Annotated in this window: 19 protein-coding genes; 6 read left to right on the forward strand and 13 right to left on the reverse strand. The window is 64.2% G+C overall.

The features are described from left to right. The gene (egtB, locus tag E5206_RS18085; RefSeq protein ID WP_136323698.1) at positions 1–1,350 is read right to left on the reverse strand and encodes an ergothioneine biosynthesis protein EgtB; all 1,350 of its coding nucleotides are present in this window, start codon (positions 1,348–1,350) and stop codon (positions 1–3) included. Further along, a complete protein-coding gene (gene egtA, locus E5206_RS18090) occupies positions 1,340–2,632 on the reverse strand; it encodes an ergothioneine biosynthesis glutamate--cysteine ligase EgtA (RefSeq protein ID WP_205759963.1) in 1,293 nt (430 codons plus the stop codon). Before egtA ends, egtB begins: the two co-directional genes overlap by 11 nt. A gap of 222 nt (positions 2,633–2,854) precedes the next feature. Here egtA and E5206_RS18095 point away from each other — a divergent pair, with 222 nt between their 5' ends. Beyond that, the gene (locus E5206_RS18095; protein ID WP_136323699.1) at positions 2,855–3,940 is read left to right on the forward strand and encodes a sigma-70 family RNA polymerase sigma factor; all 1,086 of its coding nucleotides are present in this window, start codon (positions 2,855–2,857) and stop codon (positions 3,938–3,940) included. Between the two features lie 267 nt (positions 3,941–4,207). Here the strand turns inward: E5206_RS18095 and E5206_RS18100 are convergent, their stop codons facing one another. The 8 genes from E5206_RS18100 to E5206_RS18135 form a co-directional block, all read right to left on the reverse strand. After that, entirely contained in the window at positions 4,208–7,285 is a 3,078-nt protein-coding gene (locus E5206_RS18100) for a tetratricopeptide repeat protein (protein WP_168709380.1), read from the reverse strand. A 486-nt stretch (positions 7,286–7,771) separates the two neighbouring features. Continuing rightward, the gene (locus tag E5206_RS18105) at positions 7,772–9,130 is read right to left on the reverse strand and encodes an MFS transporter (protein ID WP_136323701.1); all 1,359 of its coding nucleotides are present in this window, start codon (positions 9,128–9,130) and stop codon (positions 7,772–7,774) included. 76 nt (positions 9,131–9,206) lie between these two features. Beyond that, positions 9,207–9,722, reverse strand: a complete 516-nt coding sequence (locus E5206_RS18110; RefSeq protein ID WP_205759964.1) for a class I SAM-dependent methyltransferase — start codon at positions 9,720–9,722, stop codon at positions 9,207–9,209. A 166-nt stretch (positions 9,723–9,888) separates the two neighbouring features. Next, positions 9,889–10,656, reverse strand: a complete 768-nt coding sequence (locus tag E5206_RS18115; RefSeq protein ID WP_136323703.1) for an amino acid ABC transporter ATP-binding protein — start codon at positions 10,654–10,656, stop codon at positions 9,889–9,891. Next, complete coding sequence (locus E5206_RS18120) at positions 10,653–11,663, reverse strand: amino acid ABC transporter permease (RefSeq protein ID WP_136323704.1); 1,011 nt, start codon at positions 11,661–11,663, stop codon at positions 10,653–10,655. Before E5206_RS18120 ends, E5206_RS18115 begins: the two co-directional genes overlap by 4 nt. A 6-nt stretch (positions 11,664–11,669) precedes the next feature. Beyond that, the gene (locus tag E5206_RS18125; protein ID WP_136323705.1) at positions 11,670–12,572 is read right to left on the reverse strand and encodes an ABC transporter substrate-binding protein; all 903 of its coding nucleotides are present in this window, start codon (positions 12,570–12,572) and stop codon (positions 11,670–11,672) included. A gap of 71 nt (positions 12,573–12,643) precedes the next feature. Continuing rightward, entirely contained in the window at positions 12,644–13,924 is a 1,281-nt protein-coding gene (locus E5206_RS18130) for an alpha-hydroxy acid oxidase (RefSeq protein WP_136323706.1), read from the reverse strand. A gap of 50 nt (positions 13,925–13,974) precedes the next feature. Continuing rightward, positions 13,975–14,313 carry a cupin domain-containing protein gene (locus E5206_RS18135; RefSeq protein ID WP_136323707.1) on the reverse strand — a complete coding sequence of 113 codons (339 nt, stop codon included), beginning with the start codon at positions 14,311–14,313 and terminating at the stop codon, positions 13,975–13,977. Between the two features lie 159 nt (positions 14,314–14,472). Between E5206_RS18135 and E5206_RS18140 the strand changes: the two genes are divergently transcribed. The 3 genes from E5206_RS18140 to E5206_RS18150 all read left to right on the forward strand — a co-directional run bounded on the left by E5206_RS18140 (position 14,473) and on the right by E5206_RS18150 (position 18,954). Continuing rightward, complete coding sequence (locus E5206_RS18140) at positions 14,473–16,353, forward strand: RecQ family ATP-dependent DNA helicase (RefSeq protein WP_136323708.1); 1,881 nt, start codon at positions 14,473–14,475, stop codon at positions 16,351–16,353. A 142-nt stretch (positions 16,354–16,495) separates the two neighbouring features. Then, a complete protein-coding gene (locus tag E5206_RS18145; protein ID WP_136323709.1) occupies positions 16,496–17,359 on the forward strand; it encodes a fumarylacetoacetate hydrolase family protein in 864 nt (287 codons plus the stop codon). Further along, positions 17,359–18,954, forward strand: a complete 1,596-nt coding sequence (locus E5206_RS18150; RefSeq protein WP_136323710.1) for an FAD-dependent monooxygenase — start codon at positions 17,359–17,361, stop codon at positions 18,952–18,954. Before E5206_RS18145 ends, E5206_RS18150 begins: the two co-directional genes overlap by 1 nt. Positions 18,955–19,253: 299 nt before the next feature. On the opposite strand, the gene E5206_RS18155 is transcribed toward E5206_RS18150, so the two are convergent. The 3 genes from E5206_RS18155 to E5206_RS18165 all read right to left on the reverse strand — a co-directional run bounded on the left by E5206_RS18155 (position 19,254) and on the right by E5206_RS18165 (position 22,135). Continuing rightward, positions 19,254–20,306 (reverse strand): ABC transporter substrate-binding protein, encoded by a 1,053-nt coding sequence (locus E5206_RS18155; protein ID WP_205759965.1) that lies wholly within the window; start codon positions 20,304–20,306, stop codon positions 19,254–19,256. A gap of 72 nt (positions 20,307–20,378) precedes the next feature. Next, a complete protein-coding gene (locus E5206_RS18160) occupies positions 20,379–21,269 on the reverse strand; it encodes an ABC transporter permease (RefSeq protein WP_205759966.1) in 891 nt (296 codons plus the stop codon). Continuing rightward, positions 21,266–22,135, reverse strand: a complete 870-nt coding sequence (locus E5206_RS18165) for an ABC transporter ATP-binding protein (protein ID WP_205759967.1) — start codon at positions 22,133–22,135, stop codon at positions 21,266–21,268. Before E5206_RS18165 ends, E5206_RS18160 begins: the two co-directional genes overlap by 4 nt. A 243-nt stretch (positions 22,136–22,378) precedes the next feature. Here E5206_RS18165 and E5206_RS18170 point away from each other — a divergent pair, with 243 nt between their 5' ends. Continuing rightward, on the forward strand, positions 22,379–23,962 hold the full coding sequence (locus E5206_RS18170; protein ID WP_205759968.1) for a sensor histidine kinase: 1,584 nt from the start codon (positions 22,379–22,381) through the stop codon (positions 23,960–23,962). Next, positions 23,959–24,642, forward strand: a complete 684-nt coding sequence (locus E5206_RS18175) for a response regulator (protein WP_136323711.1) — start codon at positions 23,959–23,961, stop codon at positions 24,640–24,642. Before E5206_RS18170 ends, E5206_RS18175 begins: the two co-directional genes overlap by 4 nt. Positions 24,643–24,786 lie beyond the last annotated feature (144 nt).

The raw sequence follows: 24,786 nt of genomic DNA on the forward strand, positions 1-24,786 counted from the left end.
CTAGCGCACCTCGGCCGGTTCGGCGTCGCGCGCCGTGCGGAAGCCGGCAAAGATTTGCCGCCGGATGGGGTAGTCCCAGTTCCGGAATGTCCCCCGGCACGCGGCCGGGTCCGCCGCCCAGGAGCCTCCGCGCAGCACCTTGTAGTCAGACCCGAAAAACACTTCGCTGTATGCCTGATACGGGAACGCGTTGAATCCGGGGTAGGGGCGGAAGTCGCTGGAGACCCATTCCCAGACATCACCGATGAGCTGGCGCACTCCCAGCGGTGAGGCTCCGCCCGGGTAGGAGCCGGCCGGAGAAGGCCGCAGGGCCGATCCGCCCAGGTTCGCGTGATGGGGTGCGGGATCGTCATCTCCCCATGGGTAGCGCCGCGAGCACCCGGACCCGGGGTCGTAGCGCGCCGCCTTTTCCCACTCTGCCTCGGTCGGAAGCCGTCGCCCGGCCCAGCGGGCGTACGCGTCCGCTTCGAACCAGCACACGTGCTGCACCGGCTCATCGTCCGGCACCGGTTCAACGACGCCGAACCTGGTCCTGATCCACCGGTCACCGTCCCGTTCCCAGTACTTGGGCGCCACCAGCCCGGCTTCCCTGACATGGTTCCATCCCTCGGCGGTCCACCAGCGGGGGTTGCGGTAGCCGCCGTCGTCGATGAAGGACCGGTAGGCGCCGTTGGTCACCGGGACCGTGTCGATCCAGTAGGCAGGCAGATCCACCGCGTGGGCCGGGCGTTCGTTGTCCAATGCCCACGGCTCCACCGAGGTCCCCATCATGAACGTCCCCGCACGGACCAGCACCTCCTTCGCCAGAGCGGGCCGGTCTGTGGGAAGGACATCGGCCGTCAACGTCCGGGCCTGCAGGACCGGCGCACCGACGCGGAGCTGGTGCGTGGCCAGCATCGTCTCGTCGTGCTGCTGCTCGTGCTGGATGATCATTCCGAAGGCGAAGCCCCGGTCCACCAGCGGCGAGCCTTCCAAAGGGGTCCGGTCCAGGATATCGAGCGCCTTGGCACGGACCTGGGCAAGGTATTTTCGGGACTCCTCCGGCGAAAGCAGCGGGAGCGTGGGCCGGGCGCTGCGCGGATGCTGGAACGCGTCGTACATCTGGTCGATGTCGCACCGCACCGGCTCCATTTTCCCGACGTCGCGCACCAGCCAGATTTCCTCCTGGCTGCCGACATGCGCCAGGTCCCAGACCAGCGGTGACATCAGCGGCGAGTGCTGCTTCAGCAGCTCCTCCTCGTCGCACTCAGTCAGGGCGTGCGTCCGGTTCCGGGCCCTTTCCAGCCCGTCGGCGATGAAAGCCCTGAGAGTTTCGGGGCCGGTATCGGCTCTGGGATGGCTACCTGGCATTTTCGCGATCCTCCTCGTGCTGTGACGGACCAAAACAGCTCCCGGTTCTTTGCCACCGGTCCAGCCGCTCCTCCGCAGGGCACCGCCCCCGCGCCGTATGGCGGTCAACGAAATCTTCCGCCCGGGTGCGCGTCGCGGCGTCCACGCCCAGACGGGGCAACGCCAGGAGGGCGGCCTCGGCGCAGCCAAGGGCCGCCGAGGCGAGCACGGGATCCGCCAAGGCGTGACGGGCGGCGGTCCTGATCGGATCAGGCAGCGAAGCAACCGGGGCGCAGGCCTCCGCGGCGAGGTCGGCTGCGTGTTCATCGTCCATGAGCGCGGTCACCAGGGCCGTGACCGGCTCCCAATCGGTGCCTGCCTGTGCGTCGATCACCCTGATCTCCAGGAACCCCCGTGGCCGGACCGGCGGGAACAGGGTTGTCAGGTGGTATTCCAGGTCATCCTGCGTGGCGGGCCTCGGGCCTTCCCCGCGCAGCCAGTTCCGCATCGTCAGCCCGCGCGGCGCTTCCCAGCCAGCCTCCTTTGAGGGGATGCACAGCACCAGCGCGTCGAGTGCGTAGCGGGCCCAGGCCAGGCGCGGGTCCGCCGAAGGCGGAACCATGGCGGTCCGGGTCGGGTCCATGGCCAGCCAGATACGCTGCCGGCTGCTGTGCCAGCCGCTCGGGACGCCGTGAAGGAACGGGGAATTGGCAAACATGGCAACGAGGACCGGCAGGAGGTTGTGCAGCCGCGCCCACCGTTGCGCTGCGCCGGTCGGCCCGGGATTGTCGAATCCGGCATCCAGGGAAAGCTGCAGGGACGCCGTGGAGCACATCATCGTCCGGCCGGCGGGGCCGAAACGGTCAAAATGTTGCTCCATCGCGGCGTACCGTGGATGATCCAAAGTCCGCACGGCCGGCCGGCCGGCATCCAGGGCCACCGTGCCGAAGCAAAGGCCGCGGTCCGCCAGCAGGGCCTCAACGGCTGCCAGGTCTGCGCGGGTCGCCGCAATGAGGGCGGGAAGACCCGCCGCACAGGCTGAGCTGACCTCCAGCTGCCCGCCGGGCTCAAAGCTGATCACTCCCCCGCCGGGCAACGGTCCTGCCGATGCCGCCACAGCGTCGCTGACCCGTGCAACCGGAACCGGAAACCGGGGGTCCGAGACGTCGTGGACCAATCGCTCGACCTCCACCCCCGCAGCACCCGGCGGCCCGGTCTTGAAGCACACCGAGGCAACATACACCTCGGCATCAGACTCTGAGAGGGGGCCCATGTCACGCCCGGGCAGCCAGGTAGAGCTCACGCCACACCATTCCTTCCGCGGCGGTTGTCTTCAAACGGCAAGCTAAACAGCCCCCTTTCTGCCTTGTCAACGGCCCGGCACCATCCGTCCCATCCTGATGGCGGGGTTAAGCGCCTGGGGCTGGCGCGTGCCAACTGCGCGGGTCTGCGCAAGCGCCCGAAGATTGTCACACCGGCCACATATTCTGCCTTCACAAGCTTGAACCGTCCGGCAGGGGATGACATGGCTGACCTGATCCACGAGGCAATCGACAGGCCGCCCTCCCCGTCTGCGGCGGCTGCCTCGGTCCCTGAAGGTTTCGAGCCGGAGGACGCCGGTTGGCCGGAATTGCTGGCAGCTGGCGACGTGGTCACCGACGACGCCGTCGCGGACTACCTGCGCCGGCTGGCCCGATACGACTTGCTCACTGCCGAGCAGGAAGTGGAACTGGCGCAAGAGATCGAGGCAGGACTTTTCGCAGAACAGCTTTTGGTGAACGGAACATCGCCGCCCGGACGGGATATAGGGGAACTGCGGACCATCGTCCTTCTGGGTGATCGTGCCGCCGACGCGCTGCTCAACGCCAACCTTCGGCTGGTGGTCTCGATTGCCAAGCACTACACCCACCGGGGCCTCGATTTTCTGGATTTGATCCAGGAAGGGAACCTGGGATTGCACAGGGCGGTCTGCAAGTTCGACTTCACCAAGGGTTTCAGGTTCTCCACCTTGGCCACGTTGTGCATCCGGCAGGCCATCACCCGGGCGCTGGCTGATCAGGCCCGCCTTATCCGGCTGCCGGTGAACGTCGTCGAACAGCTGCAGAGAGTCCGGTCAGCACAACGGAAGGCCGCGATGACGGGGACCGTTTGCAGCAAGGAAGATCTTTGCCAGCTGACGGACAATTCGGTCGGGAAGGTTGAATATCTGCTCACTTTGGACAAGCCAATCTGTTCGCTGGACTCCCAGGTGCCCGATGGCAGGGGCGGAACCGAAGCGCTGGCCGAACGGCTGTTGGATCCCTCTGCTCCCGACGCGACGGATTCGCTCTTCCGTCAACAGCTGAAGGCGCAGGCACATGCCGTACTCGACACGCTCGAGGAACGGGAGGCAGAGGTCATTGCACTGCGATTCGGCATAACGGGCGGTGAAGGGAAGTCCTTGGACGCCGTCGCGAAAGCGCTCGGCATGAGCCGCGAAGGCATCCGCCGGATCGAGGTAAAGGCCATGGAGAAGCTCAGGGAGCCGTCCCGGTCCAACGTCCTGCGGCAGTATCACTTTGACCGCGAGAGCTCATTCGGTGAGGATCCGGCGCCGGCAGAGAAAGCATGATCAAGGACCTGTCGACCCGACACGTCCAGGGGACGATGCGAGCGTTTTGATTGACTTGTGTCTGAACCGCGTTCCATGAACCTAGCGCGTGGACCTCGCCGGCATCGTCGCCTCCACGAGCACGGCGTTGCTGGACCAGGATCTGCTGTTCACAGCGGACGACGGCGGCTCGAGGCTGGTTGAGGGGGTACCTCGTTGTCTGCGAGCGAAGACCGTGGTTCTTTCTCGACATCGCAATGGGAAGTGAGCCGGTGCAGCCGCCAGAGGTCACTCTTTCCGGTCGCGTGTGATCGGAATGTCAAGGCTTGCCAGTGTGTCCTTTGTGTCCGGATGCTCCGGCCCCAGGAGCCGATGCTGATCCTGCAACAACCTTGAGTAGGTCTTGACCGCCTCCTCAATTCGTCCAGCCGTCTTATACTCAGCGGCCAGATAAGAACGCAGTGCCAGGGCGTCGGCATGGTCAACGCCCCGAGTCCTTTCAATGGCCGCCAATGCAAGCTCATCGGCGGCAATAGCATCGTCGACACGTTCTGCGCTCATGTAGGAGATAGCCAGATTATTCAGTGTGTCAAGTGTTTCGGGGTGATCTGCGCCAAGCACTTTCGTCCTGCCTTCCAGCACAGTTTCGTAGGTCTCGATTGCAGCAGCAAGGCGTCCACCGCCAGCGAGCGCCATGCCCAGACCATGCTGACAGGCCAAAGTGTCCGGATGGTCAGCTCCAAGGGCAGTTGTCCGGCCAAGGAGCACATCCTCATAGCCACTAATAGCAGGACGCCAGCGTCCATCCTTCATATACTCGGCCGCCAGATTACAAAGTGAATGCAGCGTGTCCGGGTGATTTTGACCGAGTATCCTTGCCCGCTCTGCCGAAACCTGCAGATAGAGTGCGATCGCTTCACGGAGTCGACTGGCGTTAGAAAGTGCCATCGCCAGACTGTGCCGAGTGTGGAGGGTATCAGGATGCTCCGAACCTATCATTTCCGTGCGATAGGACAGAAGTGATTCATACTCAGCGATACTCTCGCTCAGACGCTCCGGATCTTTGGAGTGCAGTCCCGCAATATTGAACCGGGTTGCCTGGGTGGTCGGATGGCTTTCGCCCACCGCTTCTTTTTGCGCCGTAAGCACCGAGACGTAGATAGGCTCGGCCTCTTGCAGGCGTCCGGCCTCCGAATACGCAGCAGCCAAGTTCGTGCGCTCGATCCAGGTGTCAGGGTCGTTAAGTCCTAGCACCCTTTCGTAGTCGGCGGCCGTCAGTTCGTATTGATCGATGGCGTCCTGCAGCCGGCCTGCCTTCCAGAAGGCAGCAGCCAGATCACTGCGACTTTTCAAAGTGCGGCGGTCATCGTTGCCTAGACAGCTCGTACGCACCTTGAGGATCTCCTCGTATCTCCGAATAGCTTCCTGAACGTGACCCAGTTGCGACAATGCGCCTGCAAGACTACTGCGGGTTGCCAAGGTGTACGGATGCGATGACCCCAACTCCCTTTCCTGACCCTTGAGGACAGCCTCATAGACAGGTATCGAAGCAGCCACGCTTCCAACGCTCACCATAGAATCCGCGTAACTCCATCGGATTACCTGAATGGATTTGTGATCCGATCCTAAGGTCGGTTCCCAGTCGGTCAACAGCTCCGCAAAGACGTCCATGGCCTTGAGCCCTTGCTCAGCGGCCACTAGGCAACGCCCGTAGAGGTATCGAATGCGAAGATCGAAATCACTGTGCTTCTCAACCCGTTTTAGGGCATACTCAGCGAGGCTGATACGGGAGAAGAGTTCTCGGTGATTGTCGGCCAAGTGTTCTAGTACGTAGTGGATTGAGGCGGCCAGAGTGTTCGGGTCGATAGGCGTCAATGAATCAAGAGCGAGTAAGACCTGGGCCGCATGCATCGTTTCCGCATCGTCGCCGGACTCGGTGTCCTGAAGGTGGGCCGTCGCCTTGTTTTTGAGCAGTTCGTGGACCTGCTTGAGCTCGTCGGGCCAAAGATAAGTTTCCCAATCATCTTTGGCTACGTCCATCTGGTCCCGTTCGTGGAACTCTCTCAGAACTCCGGCGACAATACGCGCCCACGAAGAGGCCACCGGGGTGACATCAACAACTTCTTCGACTTCATCGGGCTGCGGGAAATCAACTTCGCAGATAATCTCATCAAGCCACTGTTGACTCCAGCGTCTGCGAAACCCGCCCTCCGGATCGATCACAGCAGGGATGCTGAGGGCCGCGAGACTTAGCCCACGCCTGACTTTCTCAGGTATACCCAACCAGACTGCTCGATACAACTCCTTCATAGTGGCTGGCAAACTATTGAGATCGGCTTTCGAAAGCTTGAGTTCGCGATTGGAGAATCGCGCCTTGAATTTCGGAATTTGACAGAAGAGTTCAAGCTCCAGCGGGTTCCTATACCGGAGGACCAAAGCTCGGGCAGTGGTGTTCTCGACACCCGGATAGTAAAATCTGAGAATTGAGGTTAGATCAGCTTCTTCAAGTTCTTCTAGGCTGCTGCTGGGCGCAAACGGCTCTTTCCACTCCTCCATTTCGTGAGTGATCATCTCTACGCGTTCCGGTTTCCTCGCCATAGCCTGCATCAGTGCTTCATTGCTGGCTGAATGGCCGGTCCAAGCACTGGTAAGTATCATGACCGATATCTCAGGTTCGACGATAAGACGGCCGAGAAGCTCGGCGAAAGTCGAGTCTGTGTTGTGAACGTCCTCCACGAAGATGACGACCGGCAGGCCGCGCCGTGCGATGCCTCCAACTAACGCAAAGGCGGCGTCCACCACATCTATGGCACCCCCACCTTCGAAGTCGAATATGAGGTCATCAGCGGCCAATGTGTGGCGGCGCGCCAATCTGTCGCCATTCAGCGCCCAGATTCGCTTACCGAGGGACGTCACCAACCCAAGGCCTGGAACGGAGGCACTCGTGAGGGCTTCTACAGCATGGGCTAGACCTTCATTGACAAGCTCGTCGGTGACTGTGTGCCCCACTTCGCCCCACGTCAGATCATTCCTTCGCCGACCCAATGCGATGTCGAGATAAGGAGCGTGCGCCTCGAACTGCCGAAGCTCTTCTACTAGTGGCAGCGAGGCGATACCGTTCCGTTCCGCGCAAGTGACGCCCCACCACATCCATGCGGGGCTGCTTCCCGGCGTGTGGGTCACGGCGGGATGAGTGCGCTTACGGCGTGACGAGACCTCAAGCTTCTTTTCCTGGCCTCGCTCCGTCGTCGCCAGAATAGATTCAGGCCAATAGGCTGGCTCTTCCTGTCGTGCAGATGCCAGACGAGCATAGAATTCATGGGCCAGACGGGTCTTTCCCCAACCAAAAGGAGTTTCGAGATGCACCCACCGAGGCTGACGTTCGGACCTAACCTCGTCGTATACATGCAACAAACCATCGACGACATGCTGACGGCCCCTCCCGACGAATTCGGGCTCGATCATCGGGGCAGCAACTCGTTCCAAATCGTTCTCCTAAAGCTATTTCCGACGCAATCTTGTCCCACTGCCACTATAGGAGCGAATCTGCAATCCTCTAGGAAGGTTCGGTACGTGTTATGTACAGGTCGCTTCGTCTTGTTTTTTCTCCGTCAGACGCTCAGTAAATACGCTTCCTTCATCTCGTCCTCGATCGCAAGGACCAGGCCCAAATCCCGAAGTGAAGTTCGACGAGGTAGATATCCAACACGACGCTGTCTCTCACAATCAGGCAAGCGAGACAGATCAGCCGGTCAGACGACGGAAAGTGTGATTACCCCCAAGAGGAATTCCACCGTCGCCGACTTAGGACCCTTCCGTGGGTGAACTCATTCACGTCGCGCAGCCATCGAATTAGCCCCGCTCCCGCCACCCCAGCGTCACCACAAACGCCACGGCACCCAGCCCCAGCATCACGAACACCATCAGCCCCCAGTTGGCCTGGTTGACCCCGGTGCCGTAGAAGATCCCGATGAGCACGGTGGCCGTGATCGCACCCAAGTACCGGCAGGTCTGGAAGATCCCGGCCGCCACACCCCGTTCCTGCGGCTGGGTCGAAACGTACATGCCCTGGCTTGAGGCGATGCTGACCACGCCATACGGCACCCCCATCAGGGCGGTCAGCGCCAGCACCAGGGGGACGGCGAACGACGCCGTCAGCAGCCACATCATCCCCGACGCCACCACCAGCAGGACGACGCCGGTGGTCAGCACCCGCTTGACGCCGAAACGGTCGATCGCGCGGACCGCGAAGGGCGTCAGCACCACGGACATGGCGGCCAGCGGCAGCATCAGCAGCCCCACGATGCCCGGATCGTATCCCCCGGCCTCCTGCAGCAGCTGCGGCAGGCCGAAGAACGCGAAATAGTAGACGCCGTTGAACACGGCAAAGCCCAGATAGACCAGCAGCAACGGCCGGTTCCGGCCGAGCAGCCTCAGGTCCAGGAACGGCGGACTGAACCGCAGCTCGCGCCGGACGAACAGCGCGGCAAGCACCGCCCCTCCCCCGAGCAGCCACCAGCGTAGCTCCGGCAGGACATTCAGCAGCGCCATCATGACCAGCATCATCGCTCCGACGAAGGCCAGGATGCCGGGGATATCCGAGCTACGCAGCAGCTCCAGCGCACTGCCGCGTTCCCGCTCGGCGTCGTCCGGGGCGAACCGCCGGACGATGAAGATCGCCGCCAAAGACAGCGGGACGTTGATCAGGAACAGGGCCTGCCACCCCACCAGGCTCACCAGCAGCCCGCCGACCACCGGACCGACGGCTGCCGCCGAGGTGTTCGCCATCTGGATACGGCCCAGCGGACGCGTCGACCTCACCTTCGCGGCCCGGGTCAGCGCCTCGACCATAACGACGGCGCTCGGGTAGGCCGTCGCGGTGCCGAGGGCCATAAAGACGCGTGCCACGCAGAGCAGTGCGAAGTTCGGCGCGAAGGGTGCCAGCGCGCAGGTCACCGCCACGAGGAGCATGCCGGACAGGAAGAGACGCCTGGGTCCGAACCGGTCCGCCAGCCGTCCCATCAGCGGCTGGCCTGCCGCGGAGGTGAGGTAGAACGCCGTGATCACCCAGGTGACTGTGGCGACGTCGAGCCCGAAATCCGCGCGCAGCACCACCAGCGCCACGGCGATCATCGACGAATTCAGCGGATTCAGCGCCGTGCCCAGGCTGAGGCCGGCGACGGCAAGGCCGTTTCGGGAAGAGTTGCTCACGGCAACAGTCTGTCGCACAGTTGCCGGGGCCACGAACTCCAAGACCCCCTGCCAGGATGCCTCGTGATTCAGCCAGTTACGGTCGGCGGGCAATCACATCGAAAATGTGCCAGTGTTTGGGGCCCCTGAAGGATTGCCCGTCGTCGTCGTACACCTCGAATTTCACGATCTCGAGTCCGTCGAAGAGCTGCCGCGCCGCCGCCTCGGTGTGGAAGTTCCATTCGGGAATGTCCGCCCAGGAGTCCCGCTCGCCGAACAGATTCACGGCAATGACGCCGGAGGGCCGGAGCGAGGCGCGCAACATCCTCCAGAAAGTACCGAAGCGGTCCGGGTGGATGAACGGCAATGAATAGCTCGCAAAGATCAGGTCCGCCTCCGGAATTCCTCGGATCTCCTCGAACGGCTTTGTGTCGACGCTCAGACGTCCGTCCATGGCCAGTGGCAGAATCGCCAGTAGCCGCTCCCGTGTGCCGGGGAGAGAATCAACGGCGTGCACCCGCCACCCGTCATTCAGCAGGGCCAGCGTTTCTTTTCCTGCGCCGCAGCCGAGATCTATGGCCTGGCGGCCGTGCCCCGGTCCGGCGAAGGCCATGGCGTCCAGGCAAAGCGGGCGCACGGAACGCTTGGCCTGGGCTGCGTTGTAGTCCGTCCAAGTCTTGCTCCCGGCAACGCTTTCCACAGGATCAGTTTTCCACTCGCGCGGCTGCGAAGCCACAACTCTTGGCCACAGCGCAACGACGCACGGTCTGCTGTCGGCGTCAGAGGACCTTGGAAAGAAAAGCCTTCGTCCTCTCGTGCTGGGGATTGCCCAGGATCTGCCGGGGTGGCCCGGCTTCCACCACCACGCCTTCATCCATGAAGACCAGGGTGTCGGCGACCTCGCGCGCGAACCCCATCTCGTGGGTCACGACGATCATGGTCATGCCGCTCTTGGCCAGTCCCTTCATGACGTCCAGTACCTCGCCCACCAGTTCGGGATCCAGGGCACTGGTCGGCTCGTCGAATAGCATCAGCTTCGGATCCATGGCCAGGGCACGGGCAATGGCCACACGCTGCTGCTGCCCGCCCGAAAGGTGCGCCGGGTAGGCGCCGCCCTTGTCCCCCAGCCCCACACGCTCCAGGAGTTCCACGGCCCTGGCGTTGGCTTTGCTCTTGGAGAGCCGTTTCACCCGCATGGGGGCAAGGGTGATGTTCTCCAGCGCCGTCAGGTGCGGAAACAGGTTGAACCGTTGGAAGACCATCCCGATTTCCTGGCGTTGAAAAGCCGCTTCCTTGAGTTTGAGCTCGTAGAGCTTGTCGCCCTTTTGTCGGTAGCCGACCAGCTGTCCGTCGACCGAAAGCCGGCCGCCGTCGACCCGTTCCAGGTGGTTAATGCACCGCAGGAACGTCGACTTGCCCGAACCGCTGGGCCCCACAATGCAGAGCACCTCCCCGGCGTTGACCTGCAGGCTGATCCCGCGCAGGACCTTGTTGGTGCCGAAGTTCTTGGAAACCTTCTCGGCAAGCACCATCGGCACGCCCGTCATCCCTTTCCTCCAAGGTCCGTGCCGAGCGGTGCGCCAGGCACCGCCGTCGGCGCCGGCTCCGGAGCCGCGGGTTCCTTGCCCGTCTTGAGCCGTCCGGTTCCCCGGGAGAAGCGCTTTTCGATAAAGTGCTGGCCCACCATCAGGACGGAGGTGAAGAGCAGGTACCAGAGCGAAGCGACAATCAGCAGCGGCACGGGCGTGAACGTCACGGCGGAAATGCCCCGGGACACCCCGTAGAGGTCAATGCTCAACGGAATCGCGGCCACCAGTGAGGTGGTCTTGAGCATCGAGATCACCTCATTGCCGGTGGGCGGAATGATGATTTTCATGGCCTGCGGAACCACAACGTACCGCATGGTCTGTCCCCAGGACATGGCCAGGGCCGTCGAGGCCTCTGCCTGGCCCTCGTCCACCGACAGCAGGCCGGCGCGCACGATCTCGGACATGTAGGCGGCCTCGTTCAGCGCCAGGCCGATCACGGCGGTGATGAAGAGGTTGGTGAAGATCTCGTTGGGGACGGTGACCCACGGCGGCGTGAACGGAATTCCCAGGGTGAACACCGGATAGATGAGCGCCACAATGCCCCAGAACACCAGCTGCACATAGACCGGAGTCCCCCGGAAAATCCAGATGTACAGCCAGGCGACGCTCTTCAGCACGGGGTTCGGCGACAGGCGCATGATGGCCAGCAGCAGGCCGATGACGATCGCGCCGACCATCGCGTAGATGGTCAGCCACAACGTCACCCAAGCGGCCTGGCTGATCCGGCGGTCGAAGATGTATTTGCCCACGTCCGGCCAGCCATATTCCGAGCGCTGGGCGGCGTCCAGCAGAAATACCGCCAACCCGAGCACCAGGAGAACGGCAATCAGGATCCGCCAGGGGTGGCGCAGCGGGATAGCGACGATCGCCTCCGCCGGCGCGGCATCCGCGTCCGGTCCGCTGCCGGCGCGCGGCTTCCGGCCAGGTTCCGGCTCAATCATCCTCTCGGATTCCGGCTCGCTCATCTGCTATCACCCATTGGCGGCCACGTTGAGTGCCGCCGTCTTGATGCCGCCGGCTTCGACTCCCCACTTGGCCAGGATCTTGTTGTAGGAACCGTCGTCGATCAGCGCCTGGAGCGCCTTCTGCAGGACCGGAGTAAATTCGCTGCCCTTGGCCACCGGCATCCCGTACGGTGCCACCTCAAACGCGTCGCCGGCGGTCTGCAGTTTGTCCTTGGTCTTGGAGATCGCATAAAGGGTAACGGGCGAGTCGGCGCTCATGGCGTCGACCTGTCCGACCACGAGGGCGTTGGTCGCCTGGTCCTGCGCGTCGTACTTGAAGATGGTGATGGCCGGTTTGCCGGCGTCCGTGCAGGCCTTCGACTTTGCGGGCACCTCGTGCGTGTCCTCATAGGTGGTTGCCTGGACGGCGACCTTCAGCCCGCAGGCGTTGCTCGGGTCCACCGTCTTGCCCTTGGGTGCGGCCCACTGGATGCCGGCAGAGTAGTAGTTGACGAAATCCACCTGCTTTTCGCGTTCCAGCGTGTCGGAGAAGGACGACATCCCCATGTCATCCTTCCCTGCTTTCACGGCGGGAAGAATGTTATCGAAGGTGCCGATGTCGAAGTTGACCTTCAACCCCATCACCTTTCCCAAGGCGTTGGTGAGGTCCACAGACCAGCCTGCCGGCGCACCGTTATCGTCCTTGAATTCGTTGGGCGGGTAGTTGTTTGCCATTCCGACATTGAGCACGCCGGCGCTCTTCATTTTCTCCGGGAGCGACGCGGCAATGGAGTCATTCTTTTTCACGTCGATGGCGTCTGCGGTCCCGGAAGCCCCGCCCGTGGCGGCTGGTTCGCTGTTATTGACGCAGCCTGAAAGGGAGAGCGCCGTGGCTATGGTGAGAACGGGAAGGAGGTGTCGGGTGCGCATGGTTTCCTCAGCTCTTCAGTGGTTCTTTAGGCTCCCGCAACGCTGCGGGAGGGCACTGTGTGTCTGCTTGGTCAGAACTCATCAATTCGTGTTTTCTGACGTTTTGTCTCAAGGATTTCTCCGGAATGCCGAATGTCCCGAAGAATTTCCCCGCCCCGAGCCTTCAACTCGGAAATGCTGGAAACGCCCACTAGCGTCATCGTACGCCGGAGTTCATCCGCGAAGATGCTGATGATGCGGCCAACGCCCGGTGAGCCTGCCGCCACCAAGCCGTAGAGATAGGCCCGGCCGATCGAACAGGCGTCGGCGCCCAGGGCCAGCGCTTTCAACACGTCGCTGCCGCGCCGGATGCCGGAATCCACGTAGATCTCGATCGAATCGCCCGCGCGCTGCCGCGATTCCTGCAGGACGTCCATGGGGCTCAGCATGTGGTCGAGTTGCCGTCCGCCGTGGTTGCTCAGCTGCACGGCGTTCAGGCCGATGCGCGAGGCCTTGACGACGTCGGCCGGGTTGACGCAGCCCTTGAGCACGATCTTGCCGGTCCAGGCCTGGCGCAGGGCTTCGAGTTCCTTCCACCCGCTGGTCGCATCCGAGTGGCCCAGGATGTCCTGCCACATGGAGGGTGTGACGACGGAGGTGGCCGCGGCGCTGCGCGGATCCAGGTTCGGGAAACTGATTCCGTCCGACCTCAGGAAGTTGATCCACCACGAAGGTCGCCGGGCGATGTCCGCGATGGTTGACAGGGTCAGCGCGGGAGGGGCGGTGAAGCCGTTGTGGAGGTCCCGCTCCCTGGAGCCAAGTGCCCGCGTGTCGACGCCGACAATCAGGGTTTCGAATCCGGCGGACCGGCAACGCGCCAGTTTGTCCTTCATTGCCTGGGCGTCGGTGGTAAGCCCGAAGTTGAACCAGCGGTCAAGGGATGGGTGGCGCTCCGCGATGGTTTCCATGGGTACGGTGCTCAGTGCCGCCAGCCCGTAGGGGATACCGGCCCGCTCGGCGGCAGCCGCAACCGCCAGCTCGCCCTCGGGGTGAAACAGCCGGGTGGCCCCCGTGGGGGTCAGCGTGAGCGGCAGGGCACTCTTCTTCCCGAGCAGGGTGGTGCCTGTGTCCGGCCCGGATACCGGCCCCCAACTTGGCATCAGCGCCCAGGCATCGAACACGGCACGATTGCGGCGCAGGGTCACCTCATCTTCAGACCCGCCATCCAGATAGTCGAAGATGCCGGCCGGCAAAACCCTGCGCGCCGCCTTCCGGTACTCCTCCACGTTGTACGCGCCCGCCAGCACACGCCGTTGACGCGAGAGCACGGGAGGCTTCACCTGGATGAGTTGCCTGGCGTCGCTGAATTTCACTGAAAGCCTCTCGTCTCGGGTCGTTGCGCCTCCCGATGGTTCTACCGCGCCTACCGCGCCGTGACCTTGGCAACCGTCATCAGGATCGCCGAGTCCTCTTCGGCTTCCAGGCTGTGCAGTCCCTCCGGAACGATCAGGAGGTCGCCGGCCTTGCCCTGCCACGAGTCCTCGCCGGATCGCAGCCGGACGCGCCCCTGGAGCACAAAGACCGTCGCCTCGCCGGGGTTCTGGTGTTCACTGAGCCGGGTACCGGCCTTGAACGCCATGACCGTCTGGCGGAGCACTTTCTCGTGCCCGCCGTACACCGTGTCCGCGGCCCGGCCGCTGGCCGCCGCCAGCGCCGCCGCGATTTGCTGCCGGGCCAGGGCCTCAATCGATATCTTCTGCATGAGGCCACCGTACCCAGAATCTTCCCCGCTGCCGAGGGTCCTTGGTCCCCAAACTCCGGCCCCGCATTTTTGCACCTTCCCCGGCTGCGCCTACCCTGAAAGCAACGGCCGGCATCAACGGCCGCGAGTGCCGCACAACCGCCGCAACGGAGCCGCCACATGACCGAGGCCATCGCCGCCAGCGCTGATGCTTCGCGTCCCGGCGCACCGGCGGGTCCGGGCCCTGCCCCGGACCCGGACGACGCCGAGCTCCGCCGGCTCGCCGCCGTCACCTTCGGGCTCCCGCACCTCCGTGAGGGCCAGCTCGCCGGGATGCATGCGCTCGTGGCCGGCCGGGATGTCCTCGCCGTGATGCCGACCGCCTACGGGAAGTCCGCCATCTACCAGGTCGCCGCGCTGCTGCTGCACCGCCGGCTGAAATGCCCCGCCGTCGTCGTGTCCCCGCTGATTTCCCTCCAGGAGGATCAGCTCGAGGGGCTGCTGCAGGCGGTCGGCCCGCGCGGCGCCGTCGCTATCAACTCTGGCCACAGCGCCGCGGACCAGGAGCGCGCCTGGCAGTCCGTGGAGCGGGGCGAGGCCACTTTCGTGTTCCTCGCCCCGGAGCAGTTGGCCAAGACCAGCACGGTGGAACGGATCGCGGCCCTGGATATCGCCTTGTTCGTGGTGGACGAGGCCCATTGCGTCTCCGCCTGGGGGCACGACTTCCGCCCGGACTACTTGCGCCTCGGCGAGGTCCGCGAGCGCCTGGGCAACCCGACGACGGCCGCCCTGACGGCCACCGCCGCTCCCCCGGTGCGCGAAGAGATCCTGGCCCGCCTCGGACTCCGGGACCCGCTGGTCCTGGTCCATGGCTTCGACCGGCCCAACATCCGGCTGGAGGTGGTCCGCCACCATGAGGAGAAGGAGAAGCGCCGCGCCGTGATCCGGCAGGCCACCGAGCTGATCGCCGGCCTCCGCGGATCCGGGCTGCCTGGCTCCGGACTGCCTGGCTCCGGCGGCTGCGGGCTGGTGTACGCCGCCAAGCGGAAGGACACCGAGAAGTACGCCGCGAAGCTGGCCAGGAACGGTCTGCGCGCCGAGGCCTATCACGCCGGGCGCACCCCGGCCGAGCGTGAGAGCGTCCACCAGCGGTTCCTCGACGGCCAGTTGGACGTGGTGGTGGCCACCACCGCCTTCGGCATGGGGATCGACAAGCCCGACGTTCGCTTTGTCCTCCACGCGGACATCCCGGAGTCCCTGGACAGCTACTACCAGCAGCTCGGCCGGGCGGGGCGGGACGGGGCGCCGGCGTCCGCTGTGCTGCACTACCGCTCGGAGGACCTCGGCCTGCGCCGCTTCTTCGCCACGCACATCCCCGACGAGGCCTCGCTGTTGACGGTCCTCACGGTGCTGCGCGACACCGTCGGCCCCGGCGCCCCGGCAGCTCCGGAGACCCTGGCCGAACGGTCCGGTTTCCCCGCCCGCCGCCTCACCGGGCTGCTGAACCAGCTGCAGGAAACCGGTGCCGTGACGGTGGGCAAGCGGGGGGTCCGGCTCAGCCCCACGGCGGACCTCGCGCAGGTGGTGGAACGCGCCGTCGAGCTCGCCGAAGCGCGGCGGCGCATGGACAGGTCCCGCATCGAGATGATCCGTCGCTACGCCGAGACGCAGGGCTGCCGGCGGCAGTTCCTGCTGGGCTACTTCGGCGAAGACCTGCCGGAGCCGTGCGGCAATTGCGACAACTGTATTGACGGCACCGCTCATGTGCAGGAGCACGACGCTGGCGCTGGCGCTGGCGCTGGCGCTGGCGCCGCGGGTGCCGCGGGTGCCGGGCCGTTCCCGCTGAACTCGCGCGTGGAGCATGCCCTCTGGGGACCGGGCCTGGTGATGGGGCACGACGGCGACCTCATCACCGTGCTGTTCGACCGCGAGGGCTACCGGACGCTGTCCCGGAAGGCGGTCCTGGCGCATGGCCTGCTCACGCGCTGCGGGGACAAGTCCAGTCCCTCAGGAGCTTCGCGTGAACAGGCCGCCGCTAATAATGTTCCAAACCCTAAATAATGTATAATTGCTTGCGTAATGCACTACTTCTCCCATAGTCTGTGATCAGTTGAAAACGCTTCCCGCCCGGCACTTCGAGCTGCCGGGTGGGACCCAACTTCTGTTCACCACGGGCGCGCTGTCGCCGCGAAAGGACTCCATCATGAAGTACGCAAGCTTCCTGGCCGCAGACGGCTCCCCCACCTGGGGCGTAATAGCTGGCGAACGCGCCTTTGACCTGGGCCCCACAGGACTACACTTGGCCCCCACGCTGCGTGCCGCCGTCGAGCAGGGCGTCTTCGGCGCCCTCGGCGAGGAATTCCGCACCGCCCCGGCCCGCGATGAAGCGGAGATCGAGTTCCTTCCGGCCATCACCGATCCGGGCAAGATCATCTGCATCGGCGTGAACTACCGCAGCCACCAGAACGAAACGGGCAACGCGGCACACCAGAAAGAGCAGAAGGCCCCCACCGTCTTCACCCGCTTCGCCGACTCCCAGATGGGCCACCTGCAGCCCGCCCAGATGCCCGCGTCCACCACCGAATTCGACTACGAGGGCGAAATGGCCCTGGTCATCGGCAAGGAAGGCTTCCACGTCACCGAAGAGGACGCATTCGACCACGTCGCAGGCTACGCCGCCTACAACGACTTTTCCGTCCGCGACTGGCAGCTGGCAACCACGCAGTGGACCCCGGGCAAGAACTTCCCCGGCACCGGCGGCTTCGGCCCCTACCTGGTGCCCGCCGCGGACCTGGGCGACGTCAACAAGCTCACCCTGGAAACCCGCGTCAACGGCGACGTCCGCCAGAAGGCCTCCGTGGCCGACCTGTACTTCACCATCCCGCAACTGATCGCCTACGTCACCGGCTTCACCCGGCTCTCCCCCGGCGATGTCATCGTCACCGGCACCCCCGGCGGCGTCGGCCGGTTCATGGTCCCCTCCGGCCTGCTCTCCGACGGCGACCTCGTCGAAGTCGAAATCACCGGCCTCGGCACCCTGAGCAACACGGTCCAGCTGGTCTCCTGATGGACAAGGTCATCGACACTGACGTCCTGGTCATCGGAGCCGGCCCCATCGGCCTGGCCACGGCCAACCTGCTCGCGGACCAGGGTGTGCGGGTGATGCTCGTCGAGCGCAACCCCGGCACCAGCGACGAGCCCCGGGCCATCAGCGTCACCGACGAGACGCTGCGCGTCATGGCGCAGATCGGCATCATGGACCGGCTCGCCCCGGAGATGCTGATGGACACCGGCGCCCGCTACTTCGGCCGCAAGGAACAGCTGCTGGCAGAGGTCTACCCGGCCAGCCCGCGGCTGGGCCACCCCGGCAAGTCCCAGTTCGACCAGCCCGTGATGGAGAGCCTCTTGCTCGAGGCTGCCCGGCAGCGCCCGCTGATCGACGTCCGGTTCAACGCCGAGGCCTTCCGGATCACCGACGGCCCGGACCACGTAGACACCGTCCTGATCGACGAAGCCGGCAAGCTCACGGTCCGCTCCAAATGGATCGTGGCGTGCGACGGCGGCCGGAGCCCGGTCCGCTCGCAGCTGGGCATCCCGATGGAAGGCTCCACCCAGGTCCAGAAATGGATCGTCGTGGACACCATCAACAGCCCCGAAGAACCGGAGAAGTTCTCCGAATTCCACTGCAACGGCACCCGGCCCGCCGTCGTGGTCCCCGGCGTCAAGGGCCGCCGGCGGTATGAGTTCATGCTGCTGCCCGGCGAGAACGCCAAAGAGGTGACCACGCCGGAATCCATCATCCGCATGATCGCCCCTTTCCGGACCATCGCCGCGGAAGACATCCGCCGCGCCGCCGTCTACGTCGCGCACCAGCGCGTGGCCCTGAACTACCGCGTGGGCCATGTGCTGCTCGCCGGCGACGCCGCCCACATGATGCCACCGTTTGCCGGCCAGGCATTGAACGCCGGCATCCGCGACGTCGCCAACCTCGCCTGGAAGGTCGCCGCCCACGTCAAGGGCAACGGCACCGATGCCCTCGTCGGGACCTACCAGGCCGAACGCCGCCCTCACGCCGTGGACATGGTCCGCCTGTCCCACCGGATCGGCATGGTCGTCATGAACGTCAACCCGAGGCTCACGGCAATCCGTGATGCCGCGATTACGGCCTCGGGCATCGTCCCGGCAGCCAAGAGCTGGCTGGCGGGCATGAAGTTCCTCAAACAGCCGCACTTCACCGACGGCTGCGTCGTGGCCCCGGCAGCGGATCTCCCGAAGCCCGCCGCCGCCCTCATCGGCCGCTCCCTCTCGCAGCCCGGCGTCCGGCTCTCCACCGGCGATACCGCCGCACTGGACACGGTGCTCGGCTCCGGCTGGGCGCTGCTGCGCTTCCCTGCCGGGAGCAGCGGGAACTTCGGCACTGAATTCGAGGTCCAGTCCCTCGCCACCGACGGGCACGACGGCGGTGCTCCCGTGACGGTCACCGACACCACCGGCGCCTTCACTTCCCTCTCCGGCACCGGCGTGAGCCTCGTGGTCCGGCCAGACCGCTACGTCGCCACCGCCACCACGACCCCATCCGGGGAACCGGCAGCCCTCCGGTCCCTGGCGGCCTACGTGCCCGGCCTTATGGCCCAGGCGTCCACGGCGGAGCACACCCGCTAAACCGCCTCGACAGGGAATGAAAGCGGGCCACACCTTTGGGTGCGGCCCGCTTCTTCGTCGCTGGTGGGCATTTGCATTAGGTCGTCGGGCCTCATATGGCGGCCTTGCCCTGACATCCGTTCAAAGTCATGCGTGGGGCATGGTGGGGTCGACGACGATGTCGAGCACCATCGCTTGTTGACGGGTCGGAACCGGGCCAGGGGTTGCACGCTGCGCTTCCGGAAGCATACGCCGAACGGCGGTCACGTCCAGGGACGTGACCGCCGTCTTGCCCGGACGGGACTGCGCCGGTTGTGTTGTTACTTGGCGGCTTGGACGAATTCGTTCGTGAACGTTTTTTCCAGATCGATGGTCTTGCCCTTGACTTCGGTATTGGTCTGGAGGACGTCGTTGACGATCTTCGGGCCGTCGGCTGGCATGAGGCCGGTCGGGCTGTAGATGCCCTTTTCTGCGTCCAGCGCCTTGATGTAGGCGTCCTTGCCGACGCCCGCGTAGTAATCGGCGGGAACCTTGTCCGTGATTTCGGCAGCTGTATGGTCCTGGATGTACTTCAGCGTTTTGACGTAGACGTTGGCCAGTTTCTGGACTACATCTTTGTGTGCAGCCACGTAGTCGGTGGTCATGTACAACGACGTCGCCGGGTAGGCCCCGCCGAAGGTCTGCTGCGCACCGGCAAGGGTCCTGGAATCGTAGAGTATGAAGGCTTTGTTGGTGCTGACCAGCTGGGAGACTGTGGGCTCAGTCGTCATGGCGCAGTCGATGTTCTTGTGGTCCATGGCGGCGATGAGGGTGCCTCCGGACTGCACGCCGATACGGTGTGTTTCGGTGGGTGCGACACCGTTTTTCTGGCCGATGTATTGGGTCAGGTAGTCGGTGGAGGATCCGAGGTCGGTAATGCCGAGGTTGAGTCCTTTCCAGTCCGCTGCTGATTTGATCTGGTCCTTGAGATCGGTCCGGCACAGTTCGACTTCGCCGGGGACCTGGAGCATGGTCACGACGGCCTCGGTGGACTTTCCCTTGGCTTGCAGGACCTGGTTGTGGTCATAGAAGCCGCCTACGCCGTCGACCTGTCCGGAGATCATGTTGGTCTCCGCGTCCACACCGGCTGGCTCGTCCGAGAGCTGGATGTTCAGTCCGGCGTCCTTGTAGTAGCCGAGCTGGTCGGCGAGCTTGAAGGGCAGGTAGATTTGTTTGTTCAGGCCGCCCACCATGATCTTCACCTGCTGGCCGTTGACGTCTCCGGCTTGTTGCGGCGCCTGTCCGGCAGTGCTGGCCGTGTTGGCGCAGCCGGTCATCGCCGCTACCAGGGCTGCTGCCATGCCCGCTCCGGCGATCCATTTTTTCGTAGACATTGTTCTCCTCTTTGAGATGGTTGGTGCCTCGGAACGCTTCAGGTCCGCGACGATAGGTGAAAGGTGGTGGGCTTAGGCTTCTGCTGCTGCGTTGTGCTGCGGGGGACGCCAGCGCAGCAGGCGGTTTTCCAGCTTGGTGATGAGCCACTCGGCGATGAGTGCGACAACGGCCATGATGAGCATGGCGGCCCAGATCCCGTTCTGGTTGAGGTTTCCCTGCGCCTGCCGGATCAGGTTGCCCAGTCCTTCCTGTGATCCCAGGAACTCGCCGACGATGGCTCCGATCAGTGCGAAGCCGAATGCCACGTGGAGGCTCGCGATGATCCAGGAGAAAGCTGAGGGGATGACGACCTGGCGGGTGACCTGCCATTTGCTGGCCCCGAGGATCTCGGCATTGGCGATGAAATTCTTGTCCACTTCCCTGGTGCCTTGGAAGGCGTTGAAGAACACGCCGAAGAAGACGAGGACGATGACGAGCATGACCTTGGACATCAGACCCAGGCCGAACATGACGACGAAGGAGGATCCAAGCACGATGCGCGGGACGGCGTTGATGACTTTGAGGAAGGGACCAATCACCTCGGACAGGAACTGGATCCGCCCCATCGCGACCCCGAAGACGATGCCGAGGACCGTGCCGATGAAAAAGCCGATGAGGGCTTCTTCAATGGTCACCGTGATCTGCTGGCCCAGCGACCCGTTGTCGGTCCCCTGCGTGACCCAGATATAGAGCTGGTTCACCACGAGGCTCGGCTGCCCGTACAGCAGCGCGTCGAGGACTCCGCCGCGGACCAGCAGCTCCCAGCTCCCCAGAAGCACGACGACGATGCCGAACTGGACCGCGAGTACTTTGAGCCGACGCTGGCCGGCGGATCTCCTCCGCCCCTCCGAACCTGCCCTGGCGGACAGGGGCTCCTGTTCTGGCGCGGTCAGAGTGTTGTTGTCCAGGCTGGTCATGGTCATTCTGCTTCCTTCCCGGCCGGAGCCACGCTCCGGGTCGTCTGGGCATAGGCGATGTCCACTTCTTCGCGGAGGGCTTCCCAGATGTTCTGGTAGATCTCGATGAACCTCTTGTCGAAGCGGATTTCCTGCACGACCCGGGGCCGGGGCAGGTCGATGTGGAATGTCGCCTTGACCCGGGCAGCCGGTCCGGCCGTCATGACGACCACCTTGTCCGCCAGCGCGATGGCCTCCTCGAGGTCGTGCGTGACGAACACTACGGCGGGCTTACTTTGCTCCCACAGACCCAGCAGCTCGGTACTCATCTTGGCCCGGGTCTGGACGTCCAGGGCGCTGAATGGTTCATCCATCAGCAGCAGCTCGGGCTCGTTGATGAGGTTCTGGGCCAGAGCCACACGCTTGCGCATGCCTCCGGAGAGCTGGTGCGGATAATTGTTTTCGAACCCGGCAAGCCCGACCCTGCGGATCCAGTCCCTGGCATCCCGGTAGGCCTTGTTCTTATCCACGCCCCGGTACCGGGGCCCGGCGGCCACGTTTTCCAGGACGGACTGCCATGGCAGGATCGCATCCGTTTGGAACATGAACCCGGCGTTAGGGGTGATACCGCTGACGTCCTTCCCGAAGACGCGCACGGCCCCTCCGGATGGCTTTTCCATGCCTGCCGCCAATGTCAACGCGGTGGACTTGCCGCACCCCGTGGGCCCGACGATCGCGCAGAACTCTCCACGCTCTACGCGCAGATCGAGCTTGTTCAGGGCGGTGTAGCTGGACCCGTTCGGGGTCCTGAATCTCTTCGTTGCCGCCGTCATTTCTATTGCCGGGGATATGGCGCCTGCCGCGGTCAGGCCATTCGTTCGTGATTCGGACACCGTCGTCACTCGAATCCTCTCCTTGATGCTCACTGGCTTGCGTGAAGTGGATCACATAAGCTTTGTCGAGCTTAGAAAGAGATGGTCGGTGCCGAAACGCTTGTGTAAGTTGTTCAACAAAGCCGCAATACTGCACGTTTCGTGCGTTTTGTTCAGGACCCAGGCAGGTCCTCCCGGCAGCTGGCCGTGGTGAGAGTGCCCGGCGCCCGGACGGGCTTGCTTTCTCCCGGTCGTACACGGACGTTGACCGCGCAGATCCTGATCTGGATGCTGTCGATCCTGGTGCTCACCGTGACCATGGGCGGCGTCCTCTTCACCATGATCAGCAACCAGTCTCTCGACCGCCAATACCAGTTGCGGGCGCTCGGTATCGCGGCCAGCGTCGCCCAAATGCCGCAGATAGGTGCGGCGATGGAGACCGGGGATCCCCAACACACGATCGAGCGGCTGGCCGCCGGCGTCATCGATTCGGCCCAGCCGGCCTACGTCGTTGTCACTGACCGTGCCGGCATCCGCTACTCCCACCCCAACGCGGCCCTGATCGGACAGCCGCTGGAGGAGCCTGTGGCAGTCCTGGACGGGCAAACGCATCTGGGGGTGAATGCCGGGAGCCTCGGCACATCCGCGAATGCGAAGGTTCCGATCCGGTCCGCGGATGGGTCAGTCATCGGTCAGGTCTCGGTCGGGATCCTCATCACGACGGAACAAGGCGACCAGATCCAGGAGGTCTGGCTGATCGTCGGATTCTCGGCGGCGGTCCTCGCGCTGGGCGTCCTGGGTTCGCTCGTCCTGGCCCGCAGGATCAAGCGCGTGACGTTCGATCTGGAGCCTGCGGAAATAGCCTCGCTGCTGCAGGAGCGCGAAGCCCTTCTGCACGGAATCCGTGAGGCCGTCATCGGTTTCGACGATGACGGCCTCGTCACGGTCATTAACGAGGAGGCGCGCCGGCTGCTCAAGGTGGAGGGAACCGTGGTGGGCCGCCCTCTGACGGGTCTGGTTCCCGCAGGACGGCTCAGGGATCTGTTAAGCGGGGCGTTGCCCGGCGCAGACCAGGTTGTGCTGACCGCGGATTCGCTCCTGGTGGTCAACCGTATGCCTGTGGTCCTCTCTGGCAGGAGCATAGGCTCCGTTGTGACACTGAGGGATCGTACGGAAACAGAGGCCTTGATCCGGGACCTTCACTCCGTCCACGGCCTGATGGATGCCATGCGGGCCCTGGAACACGAATATGCGAACCGGCTGCACGTGGTGGCGGGGCTGCTGGAAATGGGGGACCACTCACAGGCCAGGAACTACGTTTCCCAGATCTCCGACACGTCGCGGTCCCTGGGAGAGGGGCTGCGCGGGCGGATTGCCCCGCCGGAGCTGGCTGCCCTGCTGCTAGCCAAGATCACCGTCGCGGCAGAGCAGGACGTACTGATCACGGTCACAGAGGATTCCCGGCTGGACCAGAGCACGGTAAACCACCAAGCATTGCTGACGATTGTCGGCAATCTTCTGGACAACGCGGTGGACGCCCTTGCCAACGCTCCCATGCCACGGCTCGTGACGATCCAGCTCGATGACGCGGACGGAGTCTTTGTTGCGGTCCGCGACAACGGCCCGGGAGTTCCTGCCCATAGTATTGACCGGGTCCTGGTTGACGGCTATTCCACCAAAGCAGCCCGGCCCGGCATGCGACGTGGGATCGGACTAGCCCTGGTAAGCCGGATCGTGGGCCGCGCGGCCGGCACCCTGGACGTCTTTCCCGGTCCCGGGGGACACTTTGAAGCATGGCTCCCCGCCGACCCGCAAGCCTCCGGTCCAAACGACGAGGACACTCAATGATCAGAACACTTGTAGTCGACGACGACTTCCGCGTGGCCGGAATCCACGCCTCACGGCTTGCTAAAGTGAACGGTTTTGAGTGCGTGGGCGAGGTGCACACCGCCGCGGCTGCACGCGAAGCCATCGACCGCCTGCAGCCGGAACTCCTCCTGCTGGACGTTCATCTGCCCGACGAGAACGGGATCTCCCTGCTGCGTTCGCTGCAGGCCGCCGGCAGCCAGATTGACTCCATCATCATCACTGCCGCACGCGATCTGAACACCGTCCGATCAGCCATGAGCAGCGGAGCTGTCTACTATCTGGTCAAACCCTTCAGCTTTGACCAACTGCGCCTCCAACTCGAGGCCTACCGCCGCTGGCGCCACGAACTGGAATCCTCCGCTCGCGCGGACCAGGCCACGGTTGACAGCCTCTTCAACCTGCGCCGGGCCGCCGTCGAACCCGCGGCTTGTCCCCAGCCCCGGCTCCAGCCGACCATGCAGAAGGTGCTCGATGCCGTACGGGCCTCGCAAAAGCCAATCGGCGCGGCCGAAATAGCAGACCAGCTCGGCGTCAGCCGCCCCACAGCCGCCCGCTACCTCGGCGCACTTGACCGCAAGGAACTGGTCACCCTGGAACTGTCCTACGGCACCACCGGACGCCCGCTCAATTCCTACACGGTTCGTCGGAACGCCCCCTAGCCAGGTAGCCACGACCCTTCAACAGCCACGGAACCACCCGTCAACACCGTAAAGATTAGCCCGATCCACCCCAGAGTCACCGGGCATGCCTTGGGATCCGGACCTGTCCCACGCCGGAGTTGGCGGGTGGACATATTCCGGTTG

This window comes from Arthrobacter sp. PAMC25564, assembly GCF_004798705.1.
GTDB lineage: Bacteria > Actinomycetota > Actinomycetes > Actinomycetales > Micrococcaceae > Arthrobacter.

Coding starts and splice junctions, on each gene's coding strand:
- egtB (WP_136323698.1), bottom strand. CDS start 1,350: ATGCCAGGTAGCCATCCCAGAGCCGATACCGGCCCCGAAACTCTCAGG.
- E5206_RS18095 (WP_136323699.1), top strand. CDS start 2,855: ATGGCTGACCTGATCCACGAGGCAATCGACAGGCCGCCCTCCCCGTCT.
- E5206_RS18110 (WP_205759964.1), bottom strand. CDS start 9,722: ATGGCCTTCGCCGGACCGGGGCACGGCCGCCAGGCCATAGATCTCGGC.
- E5206_RS18115 (WP_136323703.1), bottom strand. CDS start 10,656: ATGACGGGCGTGCCGATGGTGCTTGCCGAGAAGGTTTCCAAGAACTTC.
- E5206_RS18120 (WP_136323704.1), bottom strand. CDS start 11,663: ATGAGCGAGCCGGAATCCGAGAGGATGATTGAGCCGGAACCTGGCCGG.
- E5206_RS18125 (WP_136323705.1), bottom strand. CDS start 12,572: ATGCGCACCCGACACCTCCTTCCCGTTCTCACCATAGCCACGGCGCTC.
- E5206_RS18135 (WP_136323707.1), bottom strand. CDS start 14,313: ATGCAGAAGATATCGATTGAGGCCCTGGCCCGGCAGCAAATCGCGGCG.
- E5206_RS18140 (WP_136323708.1), top strand. CDS start 14,473: ATGACCGAGGCCATCGCCGCCAGCGCTGATGCTTCGCGTCCCGGCGCA.
- E5206_RS18145 (WP_136323709.1), top strand. CDS start 16,496: ATGAAGTACGCAAGCTTCCTGGCCGCAGACGGCTCCCCCACCTGGGGC.
- E5206_RS18150 (WP_136323710.1), top strand. CDS start 17,359: ATGGACAAGGTCATCGACACTGACGTCCTGGTCATCGGAGCCGGCCCC.
- E5206_RS18155 (WP_205759965.1), bottom strand. CDS start 20,306: ATGTCTACGAAAAAATGGATCGCCGGAGCGGGCATGGCAGCAGCCCTG.
- E5206_RS18160 (WP_205759966.1), bottom strand. CDS start 21,269: ATGACCATGACCAGCCTGGACAACAACACTCTGACCGCGCCAGAACAG.
- E5206_RS18175 (WP_136323711.1), top strand. CDS start 23,959: ATGATCAGAACACTTGTAGTCGACGACGACTTCCGCGTGGCCGGAATC.